Source organism: Aeromonas sp. 603607, from assembly GCF_049171595.1.
GTDB lineage: Bacteria > Pseudomonadota > Gammaproteobacteria > Enterobacterales > Aeromonadaceae > Aeromonas > Aeromonas veronii.
Genome location: NZ_JAAKOV010000001.1, coordinates 206,191 through 221,676, shown reverse-complemented (window position 1 = coordinate 221,676; position 15,486 = coordinate 206,191). Strand labels below are relative to the sequence as shown.

12 protein-coding genes are annotated in these 15,486 nt (G+C 57.5%); all 12 read left to right on the top strand.

What is annotated here, in order from left to right:
• Nucleotides 1-183 precede the first annotated feature (183 nt).
• The 12 genes from thrS to cobB all read left to right on the top strand — a co-directional run bounded on the left by thrS (nucleotide 184) and on the right by cobB (nucleotide 15,422).
• Nucleotides 184-2,112: a threonine--tRNA ligase gene (thrS, locus tag G5315_RS01000; protein WP_005336690.1), complete on the top strand. Its 1,929-nt coding sequence runs from the start codon at nucleotides 184-186 to the stop codon at nucleotides 2,110-2,112.
• 21 nt (nucleotides 2,113-2,133) lie between these two features.
• The gene (gene infC / locus G5315_RS00995; RefSeq protein WP_234923365.1) at nucleotides 2,134-2,664 is read left to right on the top strand and encodes a translation initiation factor IF-3; all 531 of its coding nucleotides are present in this window, start codon (nucleotides 2,134-2,136) and stop codon (nucleotides 2,662-2,664) included.
• Between the two features lie 86 nt (nucleotides 2,665-2,750).
• Entirely contained in the window at nucleotides 2,751-2,948 is a 198-nt protein-coding gene (gene rpmI / locus G5315_RS00990; RefSeq protein WP_005300673.1) for a 50S ribosomal protein L35, read from the top strand.
• 15 nt (nucleotides 2,949-2,963) lie between these two features.
• Complete coding sequence (gene rplT, locus G5315_RS00985; RefSeq protein WP_005300683.1) at nucleotides 2,964-3,320, top strand: 50S ribosomal protein L20; 357 nt, start codon at nucleotides 2,964-2,966, stop codon at nucleotides 3,318-3,320.
• 108 nt (nucleotides 3,321-3,428) lie between these two features.
• Nucleotides 3,429-4,648, top strand: a protein-coding gene (locus tag G5315_RS00980; protein WP_421332127.1) for an IS3 family transposase whose coding sequence is annotated in 2 segments (ribosomal slippage) — nucleotides 3,429-3,777 and nucleotides 3,777-4,648 — 1,221 coding nt in all. Because the reading frame shifts where the segments join, the coding sequence is not laid out codon by codon here.
• Between the two features lie 376 nt (nucleotides 4,649-5,024).
• On the top strand, nucleotides 5,025-6,008 hold the full coding sequence (gene pheS, locus G5315_RS00975) for a phenylalanine--tRNA ligase subunit alpha (RefSeq protein WP_042053694.1): 984 nt from the start codon (nucleotides 5,025-5,027) through the stop codon (nucleotides 6,006-6,008).
• 12 nt (nucleotides 6,009-6,020) lie between these two features.
• Entirely contained in the window at nucleotides 6,021-8,408 is a 2,388-nt protein-coding gene (gene pheT, locus G5315_RS00970; protein ID WP_421255116.1) for a phenylalanine--tRNA ligase subunit beta, read from the top strand.
• Between the two features lie 3 nt (nucleotides 8,409-8,411).
• Nucleotides 8,412-8,708 (top strand): integration host factor subunit alpha, encoded by a 297-nt coding sequence (gene ihfA / locus G5315_RS00965; protein WP_005300715.1) that lies wholly within the window; start codon nucleotides 8,412-8,414, stop codon nucleotides 8,706-8,708.
• Between the two features lie 15 nt (nucleotides 8,709-8,723).
• Complete coding sequence (locus G5315_RS00960; RefSeq protein WP_421332125.1) at nucleotides 8,724-12,713, top strand: ATP-binding protein; 3,990 nt, start codon at nucleotides 8,724-8,726, stop codon at nucleotides 12,711-12,713.
• Complete coding sequence (locus tag G5315_RS00955) at nucleotides 12,700-13,944, top strand: response regulator (RefSeq protein WP_266134623.1); 1,245 nt, start codon at nucleotides 12,700-12,702, stop codon at nucleotides 13,942-13,944. The genes G5315_RS00960 and G5315_RS00955 overlap by 14 nt, the downstream gene beginning before the upstream one ends.
• 3 nt (nucleotides 13,945-13,947) lie before the next feature.
• Nucleotides 13,948-14,589: a GNAT family N-acetyltransferase gene (locus G5315_RS00950; RefSeq protein WP_216978765.1), complete on the top strand. Its 642-nt coding sequence runs from the start codon at nucleotides 13,948-13,950 to the stop codon at nucleotides 14,587-14,589.
• A gap of 59 nt (nucleotides 14,590-14,648) precedes the next feature.
• Nucleotides 14,649-15,422 carry a Sir2 family NAD+-dependent deacetylase gene (cobB, locus tag G5315_RS00945; RefSeq protein ID WP_216978766.1) on the top strand — a complete coding sequence of 258 codons (774 nt, stop codon included), beginning with the start codon at nucleotides 14,649-14,651 and terminating at the stop codon, nucleotides 15,420-15,422.
• Nucleotides 15,423-15,486 lie beyond the last annotated feature (64 nt).

The window sequence follows — 15,486 nt, the reverse complement described above, 5'->3', positions numbered from 1 at the left end:
CACGCCCGACTTCTGGTAGCATGGGGCCGTTTTGGCTTGGTTTGTCACGTTAGACATGTGGTTTACGTGTCAGGCCGTCTTCGCAAAGTGCTGTGGAGAACCAGAACATCACCTTATTTGAATCTCTTTTCCATCCCGCATGTGACCTTTGGTAGGGGTCACCACTGTATAAGGAAACACATAATGCCAATCATTACTCTGCCTGACGGCAGCCAACGTCAATTTGCCCACTCTGTTTCCGTCATGGATGTGGCTGCGGACATCGGTCCCGGTCTCGCCAAGGCGTGCATTGCCGGTCGGGTAAACGGTGAACTGGTGGATGCTTGCGAGCTGATCGAAGCCGATGCTGCGCTGGCCATCATCACCGCCAAAGACGAAGAAGGTCTGGACATCCTGCGCCACTCCTGCGCCCACTTGCTGGGTCATGCTATCAAGCAACTCTGGCCCCAGACCAAGATGGCCATCGGTCCTGTCATCGACAACGGCTTCTACTATGACGTTGATCTTGACCGTACCCTGACCGATGAAGATCTGGCTGCCCTGGAAGAGCGCATGCTGGCGCTGGTAGCCAAGGATTACGACGTCATCAAGAAGAAAGTCTCCTGGCAAGAAGCGCGCGATGTATTCGAGGCGCGCGGCGAGTCTTACAAAGTCGAAATCCTGGATCAGAACATTGCCCGTGATGACCAGCCAGGTCTCTATCATCACGAAGAGTACATCGACATGTGTCGCGGCCCGCACGTGCCCAACATGCGTCACTGCCACCACTTCAAGTTGCTGAAGATGTCCGGCGCCTACTGGCGTGGCGACTCCAACAACAAGATGCTGCAGCGTATCTACGGTACCGCCTGGGCTGACAAGAAGCAACTCAAGGCCTATCTGCAGCGTCTGGAAGAGGCCGCCAAGCGCGACCACCGCAAGATCGGCAAGCAGCTCGACCTGTATCACATGCAGGAAGAAGCACCCGGTATGGTGTTCTGGCACAACGATGGCTGGACCATCTTCCGTGAGCTGGAAACCTTTATCCGCGGCAAGCTCAAAGAGTACGACTATCAGGAAGTGAAAGGTCCGTTCATGATGGACCGCGTCCTGTGGGAGCGTTCAGGTCACTGGGAGAAGTATGCCCAGGCCATGTTCACCACCCAGTCCGAAAACCGCGAGTACGCCATCAAGCCGATGAACTGCCCGGGTCACGTCCAGATTTTCAACCAGGGTCTGAAGTCCTACCGTGATTTGCCGCTGCGTATGGCCGAGTTTGGTTCCTGCCACCGCAACGAGCCGTCCGGTTCCCTGCACGGTCTGATGCGGGTGCGCGGTTTCACTCAGGATGACGCTCACATCTTCTGTACCGAAGAGCAGATCATGGAAGAGGTCTCCGGCTGTATTCGTATGGTCTATGACGTCTACGGTACCTTTGGCTTCGAGAACATCGTGGTCAAGCTCTCCACTCGTCCCGAGCAGCGTATCGGCTCTGACGAGATGTGGGATCGCGCCGAGAAAGCGCTGGCCGAAGCGCTGGAGCTCAACGGTCTGAAGTACGATTTGCAGCCGGGTGAAGGGGCGTTCTACGGTCCAAAAATTGAATTTACCCTGCACGATTGCCTTGATCGTGCGTGGCAATGTGGTACCGTGCAGCTCGACTTTGCCCTGCCTGGTCGTCTGGGTGCCACTTATGTGGGCGAAAACAACGATCGCCATGTACCTGTGATGATCCACCGGGCCATCTTGGGTTCTATAGAGCGCTTCATCGGTATTCTGACTGAAGAGTACGCCGGTCTGTTCCCGACCTGGTTGGCTCCGACTCAGGCTGTGGTCATGAATATCACGGACAATCAGGCCGATTATGCGGTGAAAGTAGCCAAAGCATTGAATGATGCGGGCCTTCGCGCAAAAGCGGACTTGAGAAATGAGAAGATTGGCTTTAAAATCCGCGAGCATACTTTGAAGCGAGTACCTTTCATGCTGGTCTGCGGCGATAAAGAAGTTGAAGCCGGTAAGATTGCTGTACGGACTCGTAAAGGGGCTGACCTGGGCACTTATCCTGTTGAAGAGTTCATCGCTCTGCTGACCCAGGAAGTTCAGACCCGCGGACAAAAGAAAGTGGAGGAATAAGCTATAAAAGGCGGAAAAAAACTGGGCAAGCAACCGCAAGCCCGCGCTCACCGGATCAATGAAGAGATCCGTCTGAAAGAAGTTCGTTTGGCTGGTCTGGATGGCGAAGCTCTTGGCATCGTATCTATCCAGGAAGCACTGAACTTGGCCGCAGAGGCCGAAGTGGATCTGGTCGAGATCAGTCCGAACGCCGAGCCGCCCGTTTGCCGGATCATGGATTACGGCAAATTCCTCTACGAAAAGAGCAAAACCACCAAAGAACAGAAGAAAAAGCAGAAAGTCGTCCAGGTCAAGGAGATCAAATTCCGTCCTGGCACTGACGAAGGCGACTATCAGGTAAAACTACGCAACCTGGTTCGCTTTCTGGAAGACGGGGACAAGGCTAAGGTCACCCTGCGCTTCCGTGGTCGTGAAATGGCACACCAGGATCTTGGTATCAAGGTTCTTGAGCGCGTCAAGAACGATCTGGAAGAGTTAGCCGTAGTCGAATCGTTCCCGAAAGTCGAAGGCCGTCAAGCTGTGATGGTCCTCGCACCTAAGAAGAAATCTTAAGGCCCACAAGAAATTGACTCATGGGGCTCGCTCCATGAGTCGGTTCGCCTTGCGATTTTGTTGTCACTCACAATGCGGAGTATGAAATGCCGAAGATGAAAACCAACCGGGGCGCCGCAAAGCGCTTCAAGAAGACTGGCTCAGGTCGCTTCAAGTGCAAGCACAACCACCTGCGTCACATCCTGACCAAGAAGAGCAGTAAGCGTAAGCGTCAGCTGGGACCGAAGTTCTTTGTTTCCGCTGCCGACCACAAACGTGTTGTCGCTTGTCTGCCGTACGCATAAGGGGGGATGTGAAAAATGCCAAGAGTTAAACGTGGTGTGACTGCTCGTGCTCGTCACAAGAAAGTAATGAAAGCCGCCAAGGGTTACTACGGCGCCCGTTCCCGTGTTTACCGCGTAGCGGTACAAGCGGTAACCAAAGCTGGTCAGTATGCCTACCGTGACCGTCGCCAGAAAAAGCGTCAATTCCGTCAGCTGTGGATTGCGCGTATCAACGCTGCTGCCCGTCAGAACGGTCTGTCCTACAGCCGTCTGATCAACGGTCTGAAGAAGGCTTCTATCGAGATCGATCGCAAGATCCTGTCCGATATTGCCGTTCACGACAAGCTGGCTTTCACCGCCCTGGTTGAAAAAGCTAAAGCAGCTCTGGTCTAATTCCAGCACTGTTATAAAAAATAAAGGAGGCTTAGGCCTCCTTTTTTGTATCTGTTGTCCCGTCCTGAATATGGTTTACACCTTTCCCCCCAATACATGGAGAACCCGATGGGACAAGGTGTGAAACGAACACAGCGCGATTACTCACTGACTTTTAAACTGGCACTGGTCGAGCAGATTGAAAAAGGCGAGCTCACCTACAAACAGGCTCAGGTGCGTTATGGCATTCAGGGCCGCTCCACCGTTCTGGTATGGTTGCGTAAACATGGTCGGCAAGATTGGAGCCAGGGGGCTTCTGTGCGCGCCGGCAGGAGCATCACCATGCCTGACCCCGACAACCAGACGCCCGAACAGCGTATCAAGGAACTTGAGCAACAGCTGGCGCTGATGAGTCAGAAGGCCCAGTTCTTTGAGGCCGTTGTCGATGTACTGAAGAATGACTACGGCGTCTCTATCGTAAAAAAGCGACCCGGCAAGTCCTCTCGCAGCGGCAAGTCGAGAGGCTGAGCATTGTCAGGGCTTGCCTGTTTCTGGGGATAAGCCGGCAGGCTTACTACAAGCGCAATCGGGTCGCCGACGAGCGCCATGCACAAGGGCTGCAGGTGGTGCGCTTCGTGCGTCAGGTTCGACTGCGACAACCTCGGGTGGGCACTCGCAAGCTGCATTATCTGCTCCAGGGTCAGGATGATGGCGGGCTCAAGGTCGGGCGGGACAGGTTGTTTCGGATATTGGCCGAGCACCGCCTGCTGGTGCCACCCAGACGGGCTTATCACAAGACCACCCACAGTTTTCACCGTTTCTACCGTCATCCCAACTTGCTCAAGGCGGGGCCAGAGCAGGTCACACCGGTGGCCCCGGAGCAGGTCTGGGTCGCTGATATCACCTATCTGCCAGCCAGGAGCGGGCCACTGTACCTGAGCCTGGTGACGGATGCGTACTCACGCAAGATAGTGGGCCATCACGTGCACGAAGGGATGCACGCCGAGTCGGTGGCGATGGCGTTCAGGAAAGCACTGAAGCAACGGCGTGGCGGCGGTGAACTTATCCATCACTCGGACCGCGGCGTGCAGTATTGCTCGGGGCTGTATCAGTCATTACATGAACGGTACGGGGTGAAATGCTCGATGACGGATGGGTATGACTGTTACCAGAATGCGTTGGCGGAGCGGGTGAACGGGATTTTGAAAGGAGAGTTATTGTTGCAAAGCCCGCAGGATTTGACGCAAGCGCGGGAAATGGTGCGTGAAGCTGTGGATATTTACAACGTGGAGCGGCCGCATCATGCGTTGAAATACAGAACCCCCGATGCGGTACATAGAGGGTTCTGAGTAGAAAAATGCTAGTTGAAAATGTGTAAACCTATTTCAGGACTAGACATGTCATTCACGGTTTTACATCACGTTTTTCTTTCTCCCGTCCACGTTTTGTCCACTGTTTTACACGCGCTACAGTTTTCTCCATACAAAGTGACATGTGGGAGATCACTAGTTCTATAAATGGATTGTATGCCAACAAACTATGTCTTTATTCTACTATTTAAAGAGTGACGGTAAATCGATGAGACTCGCTTGATATAACAAAATGATTTGTAGGGAGAAAAGCCCACCTTAACTATGGTCAGCGAAGGGGCTTTTTTTGTATTATTCCCCTCTTGACCTTATTTAGCCTAAAGGCTCCTGTATCGGGAGTGGTGACGAGGAAGACATGCAACAGCTTGAAGAAGTAGTCGGCCAAGCCAGAGCCGAAATTGAGGGCGTGAGCGATATCGCGACCCTCGACGAAATCCGGGTCAAATATCTGGGTAAAAAGGGCTTTTTTACCGAGCAGATGAAGGGCCTGGGTGCCTTGTCTGCCGAAGAGCGTCCCGCCGCGGGCGCCGTGATCAACCAGGCCAAACAGCAGGTTCAGGATGTGCTGAACGAGCGTCGTGAAGCGCTCGAAGTCGCCGTGCTGAACCAGAAGCTGGCTGCCGAGACTATCGACGTCAGCCTGCCGGGTCGCCGCATCGAGAATGGCGGTCTGCACCCGGTAACCCGCACCATAGAGCGCATCGAGCGCCTGTTTGGCGAGATGGGCTTCAAGGTTGCCCGTGGTCCCGAGATTGAAGATGGCTTCCACAACTTCGATGCGCTGAATATTCCGGCTCATCACCCGGCGCGTACCGATCACGATACCTTCTACTTCAATCCTGATCTGATGCTGCGTACCCACACCTCCGGTGTGCAGATCCGCACCATGGAGCATCAGCAGCCGCCGATCCGCATCATTGCGCCGGGTCGCGTCTATCGTAACGACTACGACATGACCCACACCCCGATGTTCCATCAGGTTGAAGGTCTGCTGGTTGACGAGCATGCCAGCTTTACCGAGCTGAAGGGCATTCTGCACGACTTCCTGCGCAACTACTTCGAGGAAGACCTGACCATTCGCTTCCGTCCTTCCTATTTCCCGTTCACCGAGCCAAGCGCCGAAGTCGACGTGATGGGCAAGAACGGCAAGTGGCTGGAAGTGCTAGGCTGCGGCATGGTGCACCCGAACGTACTGCGTTCGGTCGGCATCGATCCGGAAAAATACTCCGGCTTTGCCTTCGGCATGGGCGTTGAGCGCCTGACCATGCTGCGTTACGGGGTCAACGACCTGCGTGCCTTCTTCGAAAACGACCTGCGCTTCCTCAAGCAGTTCAAGTAAGGGCGAGAGAACATGAAATTCAGTAAATCCTGGGTGATGGAGTGGGTCCGCACCGAGTTGAGTGACAATGCACTGGCCGAGCAGATCACCATGGCCGGTCTGGAAGTGGACGCCGTGGAAGCGGTGGCTGGCCAGTTCAACAATGTGGTCGTGGGTGAAGTGGTCGAGTGCGCCCAGCATCCTGACGCCGACAAGCTGCGGGTGACCAAGGTCAACGTGGGTGAAGCCGAGCTGCTGGACATCGTCTGCGGCGCGCCGAACTGCCGCCAGGGCCTCAAAGTGTGCGTGGCCAAAGTAGGGGCGACCCTGCCGGGTGATTTCACCATCAAGAAAGCCAAGCTGCGTGGCCAGCCGTCCCATGGCATGCTCTGCTCTTTCAGTGAGCTGGGTATCGACGTTGAAGCCGATGGCATCATCGAGCTGCCGGCCGATGCCCCCATCGGTACCGATATTCGTGACTACCTCAATCTGAACGACGTCTCCATCGACGTGGATCTGACTCCGAACCGTGCCGATTGCCTCGGTATCGCCGGTCTGGCCCGCGAAATCGGCGTGCTCAACAGCGTGGACGTGGTCGAGCCGACCTGGACGCCGGCTGTTGCCACCATTGATGCAACTTTCCCGATCCGGGTTGAAGCACCAGCTGATTGCCCCCGTTATCTGGGTCGCGTCATCAAGGGGCTGAACTTGCAGGCCCAGAGCCCGCTCTGGATGCAAGAGAAGCTGCGCCGTGGTGGTATCCGCTCCATCGACGCCATTGTCGACATCACCAACTACCTGCTGTTGGAATACGGTCAGCCGATGCATGCCTTCGATCTGGCTACCCTGGAAGGGGAACTGGTGGTGCGTCGTGCCCACACCGATGAGCCGATGACCCTGCTCGACGGCAACGAAGTGAAGCTCAAAGAGACCACTTTGGTGATTGCCGATGCCAAAGGTCCTGCCTGCATGGCCGGTATCTTCGGCGGCAACCGCACCGGTGTATCCGAGACCACCACCGACATCCTGCTGGAGTGCGCCTTCTTCGCGCCGCTCTCCATCACCGGTCGTGCCCGTGCTTACGGTCTGCACACCGACTCCTCCCATCGCTTCGAGCGTGGGGTTGATCCGGAGCTGCAAGCCAAGGTGATGGACAGAGCCACCCGTCTGCTGCTGGATATCTGCGGCGGTGAAGCGGGTCCGGTCATCGAGGTCAAATCCGATGCCCATCTGCCGAAAGCGGCACCCATCAAACTGCGTCGCAGCAAGCTCGACAAGGTGATCGGTATCAGCGTGGCGGATGCTCAGGTGGTCGAGATCCTGACTCGCCTCGGCATGCAAGTCACTGTGGATGCTGACGGTTGGACTGCGCTGGCACCCTCCTGGCGTTTCGATATCGCCATCGAGGAAGACCTCATCGAGGAAGTGGCTCGCATCTACGGCTACAACAACATCCCGAACCTGAAACCCGCTGCCTCCTTGGCGATGGTGGAGCAGGCAGAAGGGCAGGTGACCCTGAAGCGTGTGCGCGACCTGCTGGTTGACCGCGGCTTCCAGGAAGCGATCACCTACAGCTTCGTCGATCCCAAGACCCAGCAAACCCTGTTCCCGCAGAGCGATGCCATCGTGCTGCCGAACCCGATCTCGGTCGAGATGTCCGCCATGCGTGTCTCTCTGTTCCCGGGTCTGGTGCAGGCCGTTGTTTACAACCAGAACCGTCAGCAGCCGCGGGTGCGTCTGTTTGAACAGGGTCTGCGTTTCATCAAGGATGAAAGCGCCGAGAACGGCATCCGTCAGGAGCCGATGCTGGCCGGTATCATTACTGGCAACCAGAGCGACGAGCACTGGGATATCAAAACCCGCGCAGCCGACTTCTTTGATTTGAAAGGGGATCTGGAAGCGGTGCTGGATTTGACCGCCGAAGGGGCCACCTTTACCTTCGAGCGCACCGAGCACAGCGCCCTGCACCCGGGCCAGAGCGCAGCCATTCTGCGTAATGGCGAGATCATCGGCTACATCGGCGTGATCCACCCGAGCCTCGAGAAGAAGCTGGGCCTCAAGAGCCGCGCGGTGATGTTTGAGCTGGAGCTGGACAAGCTGACCCCGGCCAAGGTGCCTGTGGCTGCCGAAGTTTCCAAGTTCCCGGCGAACCGTCGCGACATTGCCGTGGTGGTCGATCGTCAGGTTCTGGCAGGTGATGTGCTTGCGGTAATTAAAAAAGTTGGCGGAAATCAGGTAGTTGGAATAAACTTGTTTGACGTATACCAGGGTGCTGGTATGGCAGAGGACAAGAAGAGCCTGGCCATCAGTCTTGTATTGCAAGACACCCAGCGCACCCTGGAGGAGAAAGAGATTGCCGAGACCGTAGACAATGTCGTGCGGGCCCTTGGTGAAGAGTTGAATGCATCCTTGAGGGATTGATCTATGGCGCTTACCAAAGCCGACATTGCAGAGCACCTGTTCACCCAGCTCGGGATGAGCAAGCGTGAAGCCAAAGATATGGTGGAAGCCTTCTTTGAGGAAATCCGACAGGCGCTTGAGCGTGGTGAACAAGTCAAGATTTCAGGCTTCGGTAACTTTGACCTTCGTGAGAAGAATCAGCGTCCCGGACGCAACCCCAAGACGGGCGAGGATATTCCTATCAGCGCCCGCCGCGTGGTGACCTTCCGGCCTGGCCAGAAGCTCAAGGCCAGGGTAGAAAATGTTGAACCCAACGAGTGATAAAAAGCCAGGCAGATGCCTGGCTTTTGTTTTCAGATGACCAAATTCCCCGTTTTTCTTCTGGGTGCCGTACTGGCACTGCCGTTGCACGCCAAGCCTTTGCAGACAACAGTGCTGCCGTTGGCGCCGGCGACCCAAGCCTATGTAAATTCACTTAGCCAGCTTTCGCTCTGCTATCCTGCGACGCTTCCTCCACCATACCTGATGGCCGAGGGGGGACTGCTCAAGGATCGTCTTGCCCGGTTGCAGGAGCTGTTCCCGGTTCCCCTCGTGCTCAAAGAGTTGCCCGATTGGCAGATATTGCGCAACGGGCTCGCAGAGGGTGACTGCGACATCATTCCCTATGTCGGAACCCGCAAGAAGGCCGTGGAGGGCATGCGGTTAAGTCGTCCGATGATGGAGACCGATGCCGCCATCCTCTACAAGGGTGAAAATCTCAAACAGGCCCGCTTTCTGGTCTACTCGCTGGCAGACTCTGCCCGCCTGCTGCACGAGCTCTATCCACAGGCACGCATTATTTCCCTAAAAAGCGGAGAGAAGGTCTACGACGCGCTGCAGAGTGGCAAGGGTGATGCCTATCTGGGGGACTATCTGCAACTGCGCTATCTGATGCGCGAGTTTCCTGCCGATGGTTTGCGCCTGCGCCGCCTGTTTGGTGAGGATCGGATCATCAGCTATCGCTTGATGATGCGTGATCAGCCTGAGTTGGCCAATCTGGTGGACACCCTGATCCGTCATATGCCCGCCGGTACTATCTATACCGATCTGGCCCGTTATCTCGATCAGGGGTCGCTCTACGTCAACCAACCCCACTTCAGCGATACCGAGCAGGCCTGGTTATCCGGCCGCGGGCGCACCATTCGTCTTGTGGTCAATCCCGAGTTGATGCCCTATAGCGGTGTCAATGATCTGGGGGAGCCGAAAGGGTGGAGCGCGGATGTGCTGCGCTGGGTCACCCAGGAGACCGGCCTGAAATACAAGCTGGTACCTGCAGCCAGCAAGGCGGAGGCCGTAGAAAAGCTGCGCCTTGGTGAGGCGGATATGATGGCCGGCTTGCCGGAATCCCCGGCATTGACGGATCAGTTCATTTTCAGTCGGACGATCTCCACCAATCGGTTTGCCTTGATCAGCAAGCGCAAGTTGGCTGCCGATCGCATCACCCAGCTCAAGCGGCTGCGTATTCTGGTACCTGAATCCCTCTACGATCCCTCCTTGCTCGCCCTGCTTGGTGATCAGGAGTGGCTTCGCACCGACGGCCTCGAGCAGGGGTTAGCAGCGATCAAGCAAGGCAAGGCTGACGCCATGCTGAGCGAGCTATATCAGCTGCAATATCCCCAGCGTACCAACTTGCTGGAAGGGCTCGATATCGAGGAGCTGGAAGATCGTTTCGGCCTAGGCTTTGCCATCAACAAGAGTCAGACCGAGCTAGCCGGTGTGATGGACCGCAACCTGATGGCGCTGACCAGCACCCAGATCGACGAACTTAACCAGCGCTGGCGCCGCTTGCTCGTCGTGCAGCAACCCGGTGTGAGCTACGCCGCCTGGTTTGGCTCCATCGCCATGGCACTGCTGATCAGCGGTATTGTCATCGGCGGGATCTGGCGTTCCCGCCAGCAACTGGCAAGGGAAGTGGCCCAGCGTCACGCCGCCGAGAAGGCGCTGGCCATCGAGAGCGAGCTGCGGGAAACCATGTTTCAGGCGTTGCCGGTGCCCGTCTATCTGCGCAACAGCCAGGGCAAGGTGATCAAATCCAATAAACAGGGGCGACGTCTGGCCCTGCGCTACTCTCAGCAGTTGATGCTGCCGCCGGTTCAGCCGCAAAAGAGCGAAGGGGAGCTGGTGCTGGGGGAGCAGGTCTTCGCCTATGCCCAGCATCCGCTGCGGCTGGACAAGCAAGCACCTGCCACCGATCTCATCGCCCTGTCGGATATCAGTGTGCTGCGTGAGCAGGCCCGTTTTCTACGTCAGGCAGAGCGCCGCCTGCGTGCCCTGACCAATACAGTCCCCGGCGTGGTGCTGCAGTTTATGTTCGAGCGGGGACGGGTAGGGGCCATCGAGTTTATCAGCCGAGGCTGTTACGAGCTGCTGGGGCTGGCGAGCCAGCAGATCCGCCGTGAGCCCAAACGGGTGCTCATTATGCTTGAGCGCGAGGATCGCCGCCGGGTAAGCCGTGAGATGTTCGCCATGTTGCAGGCTGGCAAACCCTTCGCATTCACCCTGCGCTATCACCATCCGACCAAGGGTCTGCGCTGGTTGCAGCTCTATGGCCGTGGCCGCAGTCAACCGCATGGTTGGCGAATTTATGCGGTGATGCAGGATGCCACTGCCCGGGTCGAGCAGGATCAAGCATTGCAGCACTCCCATGAACAGGCGCAGCAGGCGGTGCAGGCCAAGGGCCGTTTCCTGGCGGCGATTAGCCACGAGATCCGTACACCGATGAACGCCATGCTCGGCTTGCTTGAGTGGCTGGCCAGCACCCCTTTGTCGAGAGAACAGGATTCGGCGCTGGCGCGGGTGCGTCAGGCGGGGGATGAGCTGCTCGGCCTGCTCAACGATGTACTCGACTTTAGTCGCAACGAAAACAGCAAACTCTCCCTCTCGCCCCAGCCCACCGATTTCGCCGAGCTGTGCGAGCACGTGGCGGCGGTGCACTGGAGCAAGGCCAGATCCAAACGGCTGCAATTACGATTGCGGCTTGACCCCGCCTTGCCAGCCTTGCTGACTCTCGATCCCCATCGGGTACGGCAAGTGCTCCACAATCTGCTCTCCAATGCCATCAAGTTCAGCCTGCGTGGGGAAGTGGTGCTGTGGGTCGAGGTAGTCGCATCGACCTTGCGCTTCGGGGTCGATGATGAAGGGCCGGGGATCACCGCCAAGATGCGTCCTACTCTCTTTATGCCATTCGAACAGTTTGCTGTTGAAGGGCAGTTGCGGGCGCCGGGCACCGGCCTTGGTCTGGCGATCTGCAAGCAGCTGCTCGAGCAGATGGGCGGGTTGATCGATGTCGAGGGACGCCCGGGCGGTGGTAGCCGCTTCTTCTGCGAGTTGCCGTTGCAACAGGTTCAGCAAGATATCGATTGGCAGCCAAGAGTACGCCAGTTATCCCTCTCACTGCCTCACGATGAGGTTTTGGGGGTCACGCCCTGGTTGTCCAGGCTCGGTATTCATGTTGCCAGTCGTGCGGTTGATCTGCTGCAGGCCGAGAGAGACGAGGATAGTCTGTATCACTGGTCATGGCAGGGGGAGTCCTGGGTGCCGGGCACCATGATCAGCCTGTTCCAGCCACGGATGACATCAGAGCAACCTGTGGGTGAGATGCAGCCCGGGCTTGGTATGCGGGTACTGCTTGTTGAGGATCACGATGTCAACCGGGAGCTGATCTGTATGCAACTGGGGCAACTCGGTGCAAGCGTAGTCAGTGCCGCCAACGGGCAGCTGGCGCTGGAGATGCTGGTGAAGCATCAGGTGGATCTTGTGCTGACAGACCTGCAGATGCCGGTGATGAACGGGGCCGAACTGTGCAGGCAATTGCGCCAATCCGCGCGTTGGGCCCGTCTTCCGGTCTATGTGATCACCGCAGATCTCAGTGAGCAAGCGGCAAGGGAGCTGCAATCCTGCGGTTGCGATGGCCATCTGGACAAGCCGGTCGCCCTCAAGGTGCTGGCGACCTTGCTGCGCCATATTGCCAAAGAGGGGAGCAATGCTGTCGCCCCGACACCGGTTGCCTCGTTGCTGACCGATGAACTGGCCGCCCTTTATCTGAAGGCTACCCGTGATGATTTGGCCGAACTTGAACGCTGCTGCACAGAAGAAGATGAAGTTGGCGTGAATGCTGCTTTACACAAGCTGAAGGGGGCCGCCAGAATGGTAGGAGCCACGGCGCTGGTGACGGTGATTGACGAGTGGCAACAAGCCCCCCATCCAGCTCTCCAGAGCAGTTTGAACCGGGCGTTGGATGAGTTCAGCCAGCATTTCTCGAAAAGGACCCAAGATGATCATTACTGATGAAGAACTGCTGGCGTTGCTCGACTCGGAAGAGCACGAGGCGGCAGATTTTTGCCCTGTCTTGCTGTATGCGCTTGATCGGGCCTCCCATGAGCTGGCAAAGAGCACGACACTCCCCTCCTATGTCACTTTGCAGCGCACCCAACCGGACGCCTGCTGGCAGTGGGAAGGGTTGTTTGCGGCAGGAGCCATTGCCCTTTACGATCCTGCCGCTCACCAGCAGGCGGACTATTTCCCCGAGTTGCAGCATCATCAGGGAATTTATGCCATTGGTGAAGATTGGCTGGGAGGACTTGCCGCCAGTTACCGTGACTGGAACAACTGGCTGGCGGCCAAGCGGGTACTGCTGCTAGAAGATCACCCGTTTCAGGGGATGCAGTTACAGCAGGCTATCGCCGAACTGGGGCTCTCCTGCCAGTGGGTGCAGGATGAAACTGCCTGTCTTGCTGCGTTGGAGGCTGGCGACATCAGTCTGCTGGTGTGTGATCTCAGTCTGGTGGAGCAGGATGCCATCAGCCTGCTGATGAGCCAGCCGCAAATTCAGCGCAGCGGGTTGCCGATCATTCTCTTGTCGGCGCACGAGCAGACATTGATCGACGGTGCCCGCCGTCTGCTGCACGATGCCGGTTTCAATGTGCTGGCTGCACTGGCCAAGCCACTCGATGGCAACGAGTTGCTCAGGTTGCTGCGCGGACTCTATCTGGGGCCTCTGCGTCAGCGTCGGCTGAGTGGCCAACGTCGAACAATTCGTCGTTGGCAGGGGGAAGTGCAGGGGCAACTTGGGCTGCTCTCCAGCCCCGCGACTCCTCATCCGGTCTGGCTGGCGGTAACGGGTTTACCCAGCCGCTGGGAGGCACTTAAAGAGTGGTTGACGGATCAGTCACGTAGCCCCACAGAGCTGACATTATTGATCCATCGTCGGGATCACCTGTTGAGCAATGGAGAGCGGTTTGCGCTGGTACTGCAAGCGAGTCTGGCGGGGAGCAAGCTGGCGTTGCTGCTCGATAACAGCCAGCATTTGCCATTCGATCTGCTGGAGCGTTTGCCGTTGAGCGCTTTGCTGCTGGGGCAGGCGCTTTTACCCGAAATAGAGTCATTGGCCATGGACTCCCTGCTGGGACGCTTTATGGCCCGAGTCAGAGAGCTGGGGATCGCCGTCTATCTCGATGATCCTTACAATCTGCTCGACGCCGAGGTGTGGCGGGAGCAGGGTATTGCGGGGCGCTGGTAACCCGTGCCCCGTTATCTCTGCTGGCCCATCCATCGGGAGCGTCTCTGCAAGGGGCTGGCAGGCTGGCCCCATCCGGCTTCGCGGTCGGTACTGCCACTGACGATGCAGGTCGCCGACCAACCTTGTCTGCTACGAGAGCTGCAGGGGGTGGATCCTGACCGTATGCTGGCCGCCTATGATGCGCTCAGTGAGGAGAGCATCTACTTGCGTTTTATGCGCCCCAAACGGAGGCCACCGCCGGAGCAGGTGGCCCAGTTTCTCAATTACCATCCCGAACACCAGATCTCGCTGTTGCTGACCGATCTTGCCGGTGAGCCGCTGGCTCAGGCTCAGTCCATCCGGCGTCGACTCCATCCGGAGCGTGCCGAATTTTCCTGCATCGTGGCAGATCATTTCCAGCACAAGGGAGCGGGACGGCGCATTCTGCTGGCGCTGGCACTGCTGGCCCGAGCTGAGGGGATCTGTGAGTGGACCGCGGAGGTGCTGGCCCAGAATCGTCCCATGCTCACTTTGCTCAAGCGCCTTGGTCTGCCGCTGACCCTGGTAACCGGGCGGGAGATGGTTTTTGTCAGGCTCGATCTGACCGTGCTGGATGAGTGGTTGCCCGCACAGCCACGCCAAGCTTTTAAGACCAAGGGCGAATAGTGGCGCTTTTTTCCCTGTGCTAAGGTCACACTATTATGCGGGGATAGACGGAGCAGCTTATGGCGCAGTCATACAAACATATCGTGATCCTGACCGGAGCGGGGATCTCTGCCGAATCCGGCATCAAGACTTTTCGTGCCTGCGACGGTTTGTGGGAAGAGCACAAGGTCGAGGACGTGGCGACCCCCGAGGGGTATGCCCGTGATCCCGATCTGGTGCTGCGCTTTTACAACTCCCGCCGCAAACAGCTGCAGCAGCCCCAGGTTCACCCCAATCCGGCCCACTATGCGTTGGCTCGTCTCGAGCGGCTGCTGCCCGGCACGGTCACCCTGGTCACCCAGAACATCGACAATCTGCACGAGAGCGCGGGCAGCAAGAACCTTATCCATATGCACGGGGAGCTGCTCAAGGCCCGTTGCCCCGAGTCCGGTCAGGTGATCGAGTGGCGCGGCGATCTCCATCAGGACGAGCTCTGCTCCTGCTGCCAGTTCCCTCAGCCGATGCGTCCCCATGTGGTCTGGTTTGGTGAAATGCCGCTCGGGCTGGATCGCATCTACAGCGCGCTGGCCCAGTGCGATCTCTTTATCTCCATCGGCACCTCTGGCGCCGTCTATCCGGCCGCCGGGTTTGTCCATGAGGCGGGATTGAACGGGGCGCACACCATCGAGCTCAATCTCGAACCGAGCGAGGTAGGTAGCCAGTTTGACGAGAAACGTTATGGCCCAGCCTCCCTGCTGGTGCCCGCCTATGTCGATGAGTTGCTGGAGGCGTGCGGCATTCATCAACCGAGGCAAGTCGAGGGGCACAACTGGATGGAGATGCGCGGTCCCTGAGCTAGTGTGCGACGGGACAGTTGCAATGGTTCGGTGAAATCGCCACACTGGCAACCATTTAAAA

What these genes read in the sequence shown, in the direction of transcription:
- rpmI (WP_005300673.1), top strand. Translation starts at nt 2,751, where the DNA reads ATGCCGAAGATGAAAACCAACCGGGGCGCCGCAAAGCGCTTCAAGAAG.
- G5315_RS00960 (WP_421332125.1), top strand. Translation starts at nt 8,724, where the DNA reads ATGCCTGGCTTTTGTTTTCAGATGACCAAATTCCCCGTTTTTCTTCTG.
- thrS (WP_005336690.1), top strand. Translation starts at nt 184, where the DNA reads ATGCCAATCATTACTCTGCCTGACGGCAGCCAACGTCAATTTGCCCAC.
- pheS (WP_042053694.1), top strand. Translation starts at nt 5,025, where the DNA reads ATGCAACAGCTTGAAGAAGTAGTCGGCCAAGCCAGAGCCGAAATTGAG.
- pheT (WP_421255116.1), top strand. Translation starts at nt 6,021, where the DNA reads ATGAAATTCAGTAAATCCTGGGTGATGGAGTGGGTCCGCACCGAGTTG.
- ihfA (WP_005300715.1), top strand. Translation starts at nt 8,412, where the DNA reads ATGGCGCTTACCAAAGCCGACATTGCAGAGCACCTGTTCACCCAGCTC.
- G5315_RS00955 (WP_266134623.1), top strand. Translation starts at nt 12,700, where the DNA reads ATGATCATTACTGATGAAGAACTGCTGGCGTTGCTCGACTCGGAAGAG.
- rplT (WP_005300683.1), top strand. Translation starts at nt 2,964, where the DNA reads ATGCCAAGAGTTAAACGTGGTGTGACTGCTCGTGCTCGTCACAAGAAA.
- cobB (WP_216978766.1), top strand. Translation starts at nt 14,649, where the DNA reads ATGGCGCAGTCATACAAACATATCGTGATCCTGACCGGAGCGGGGATC.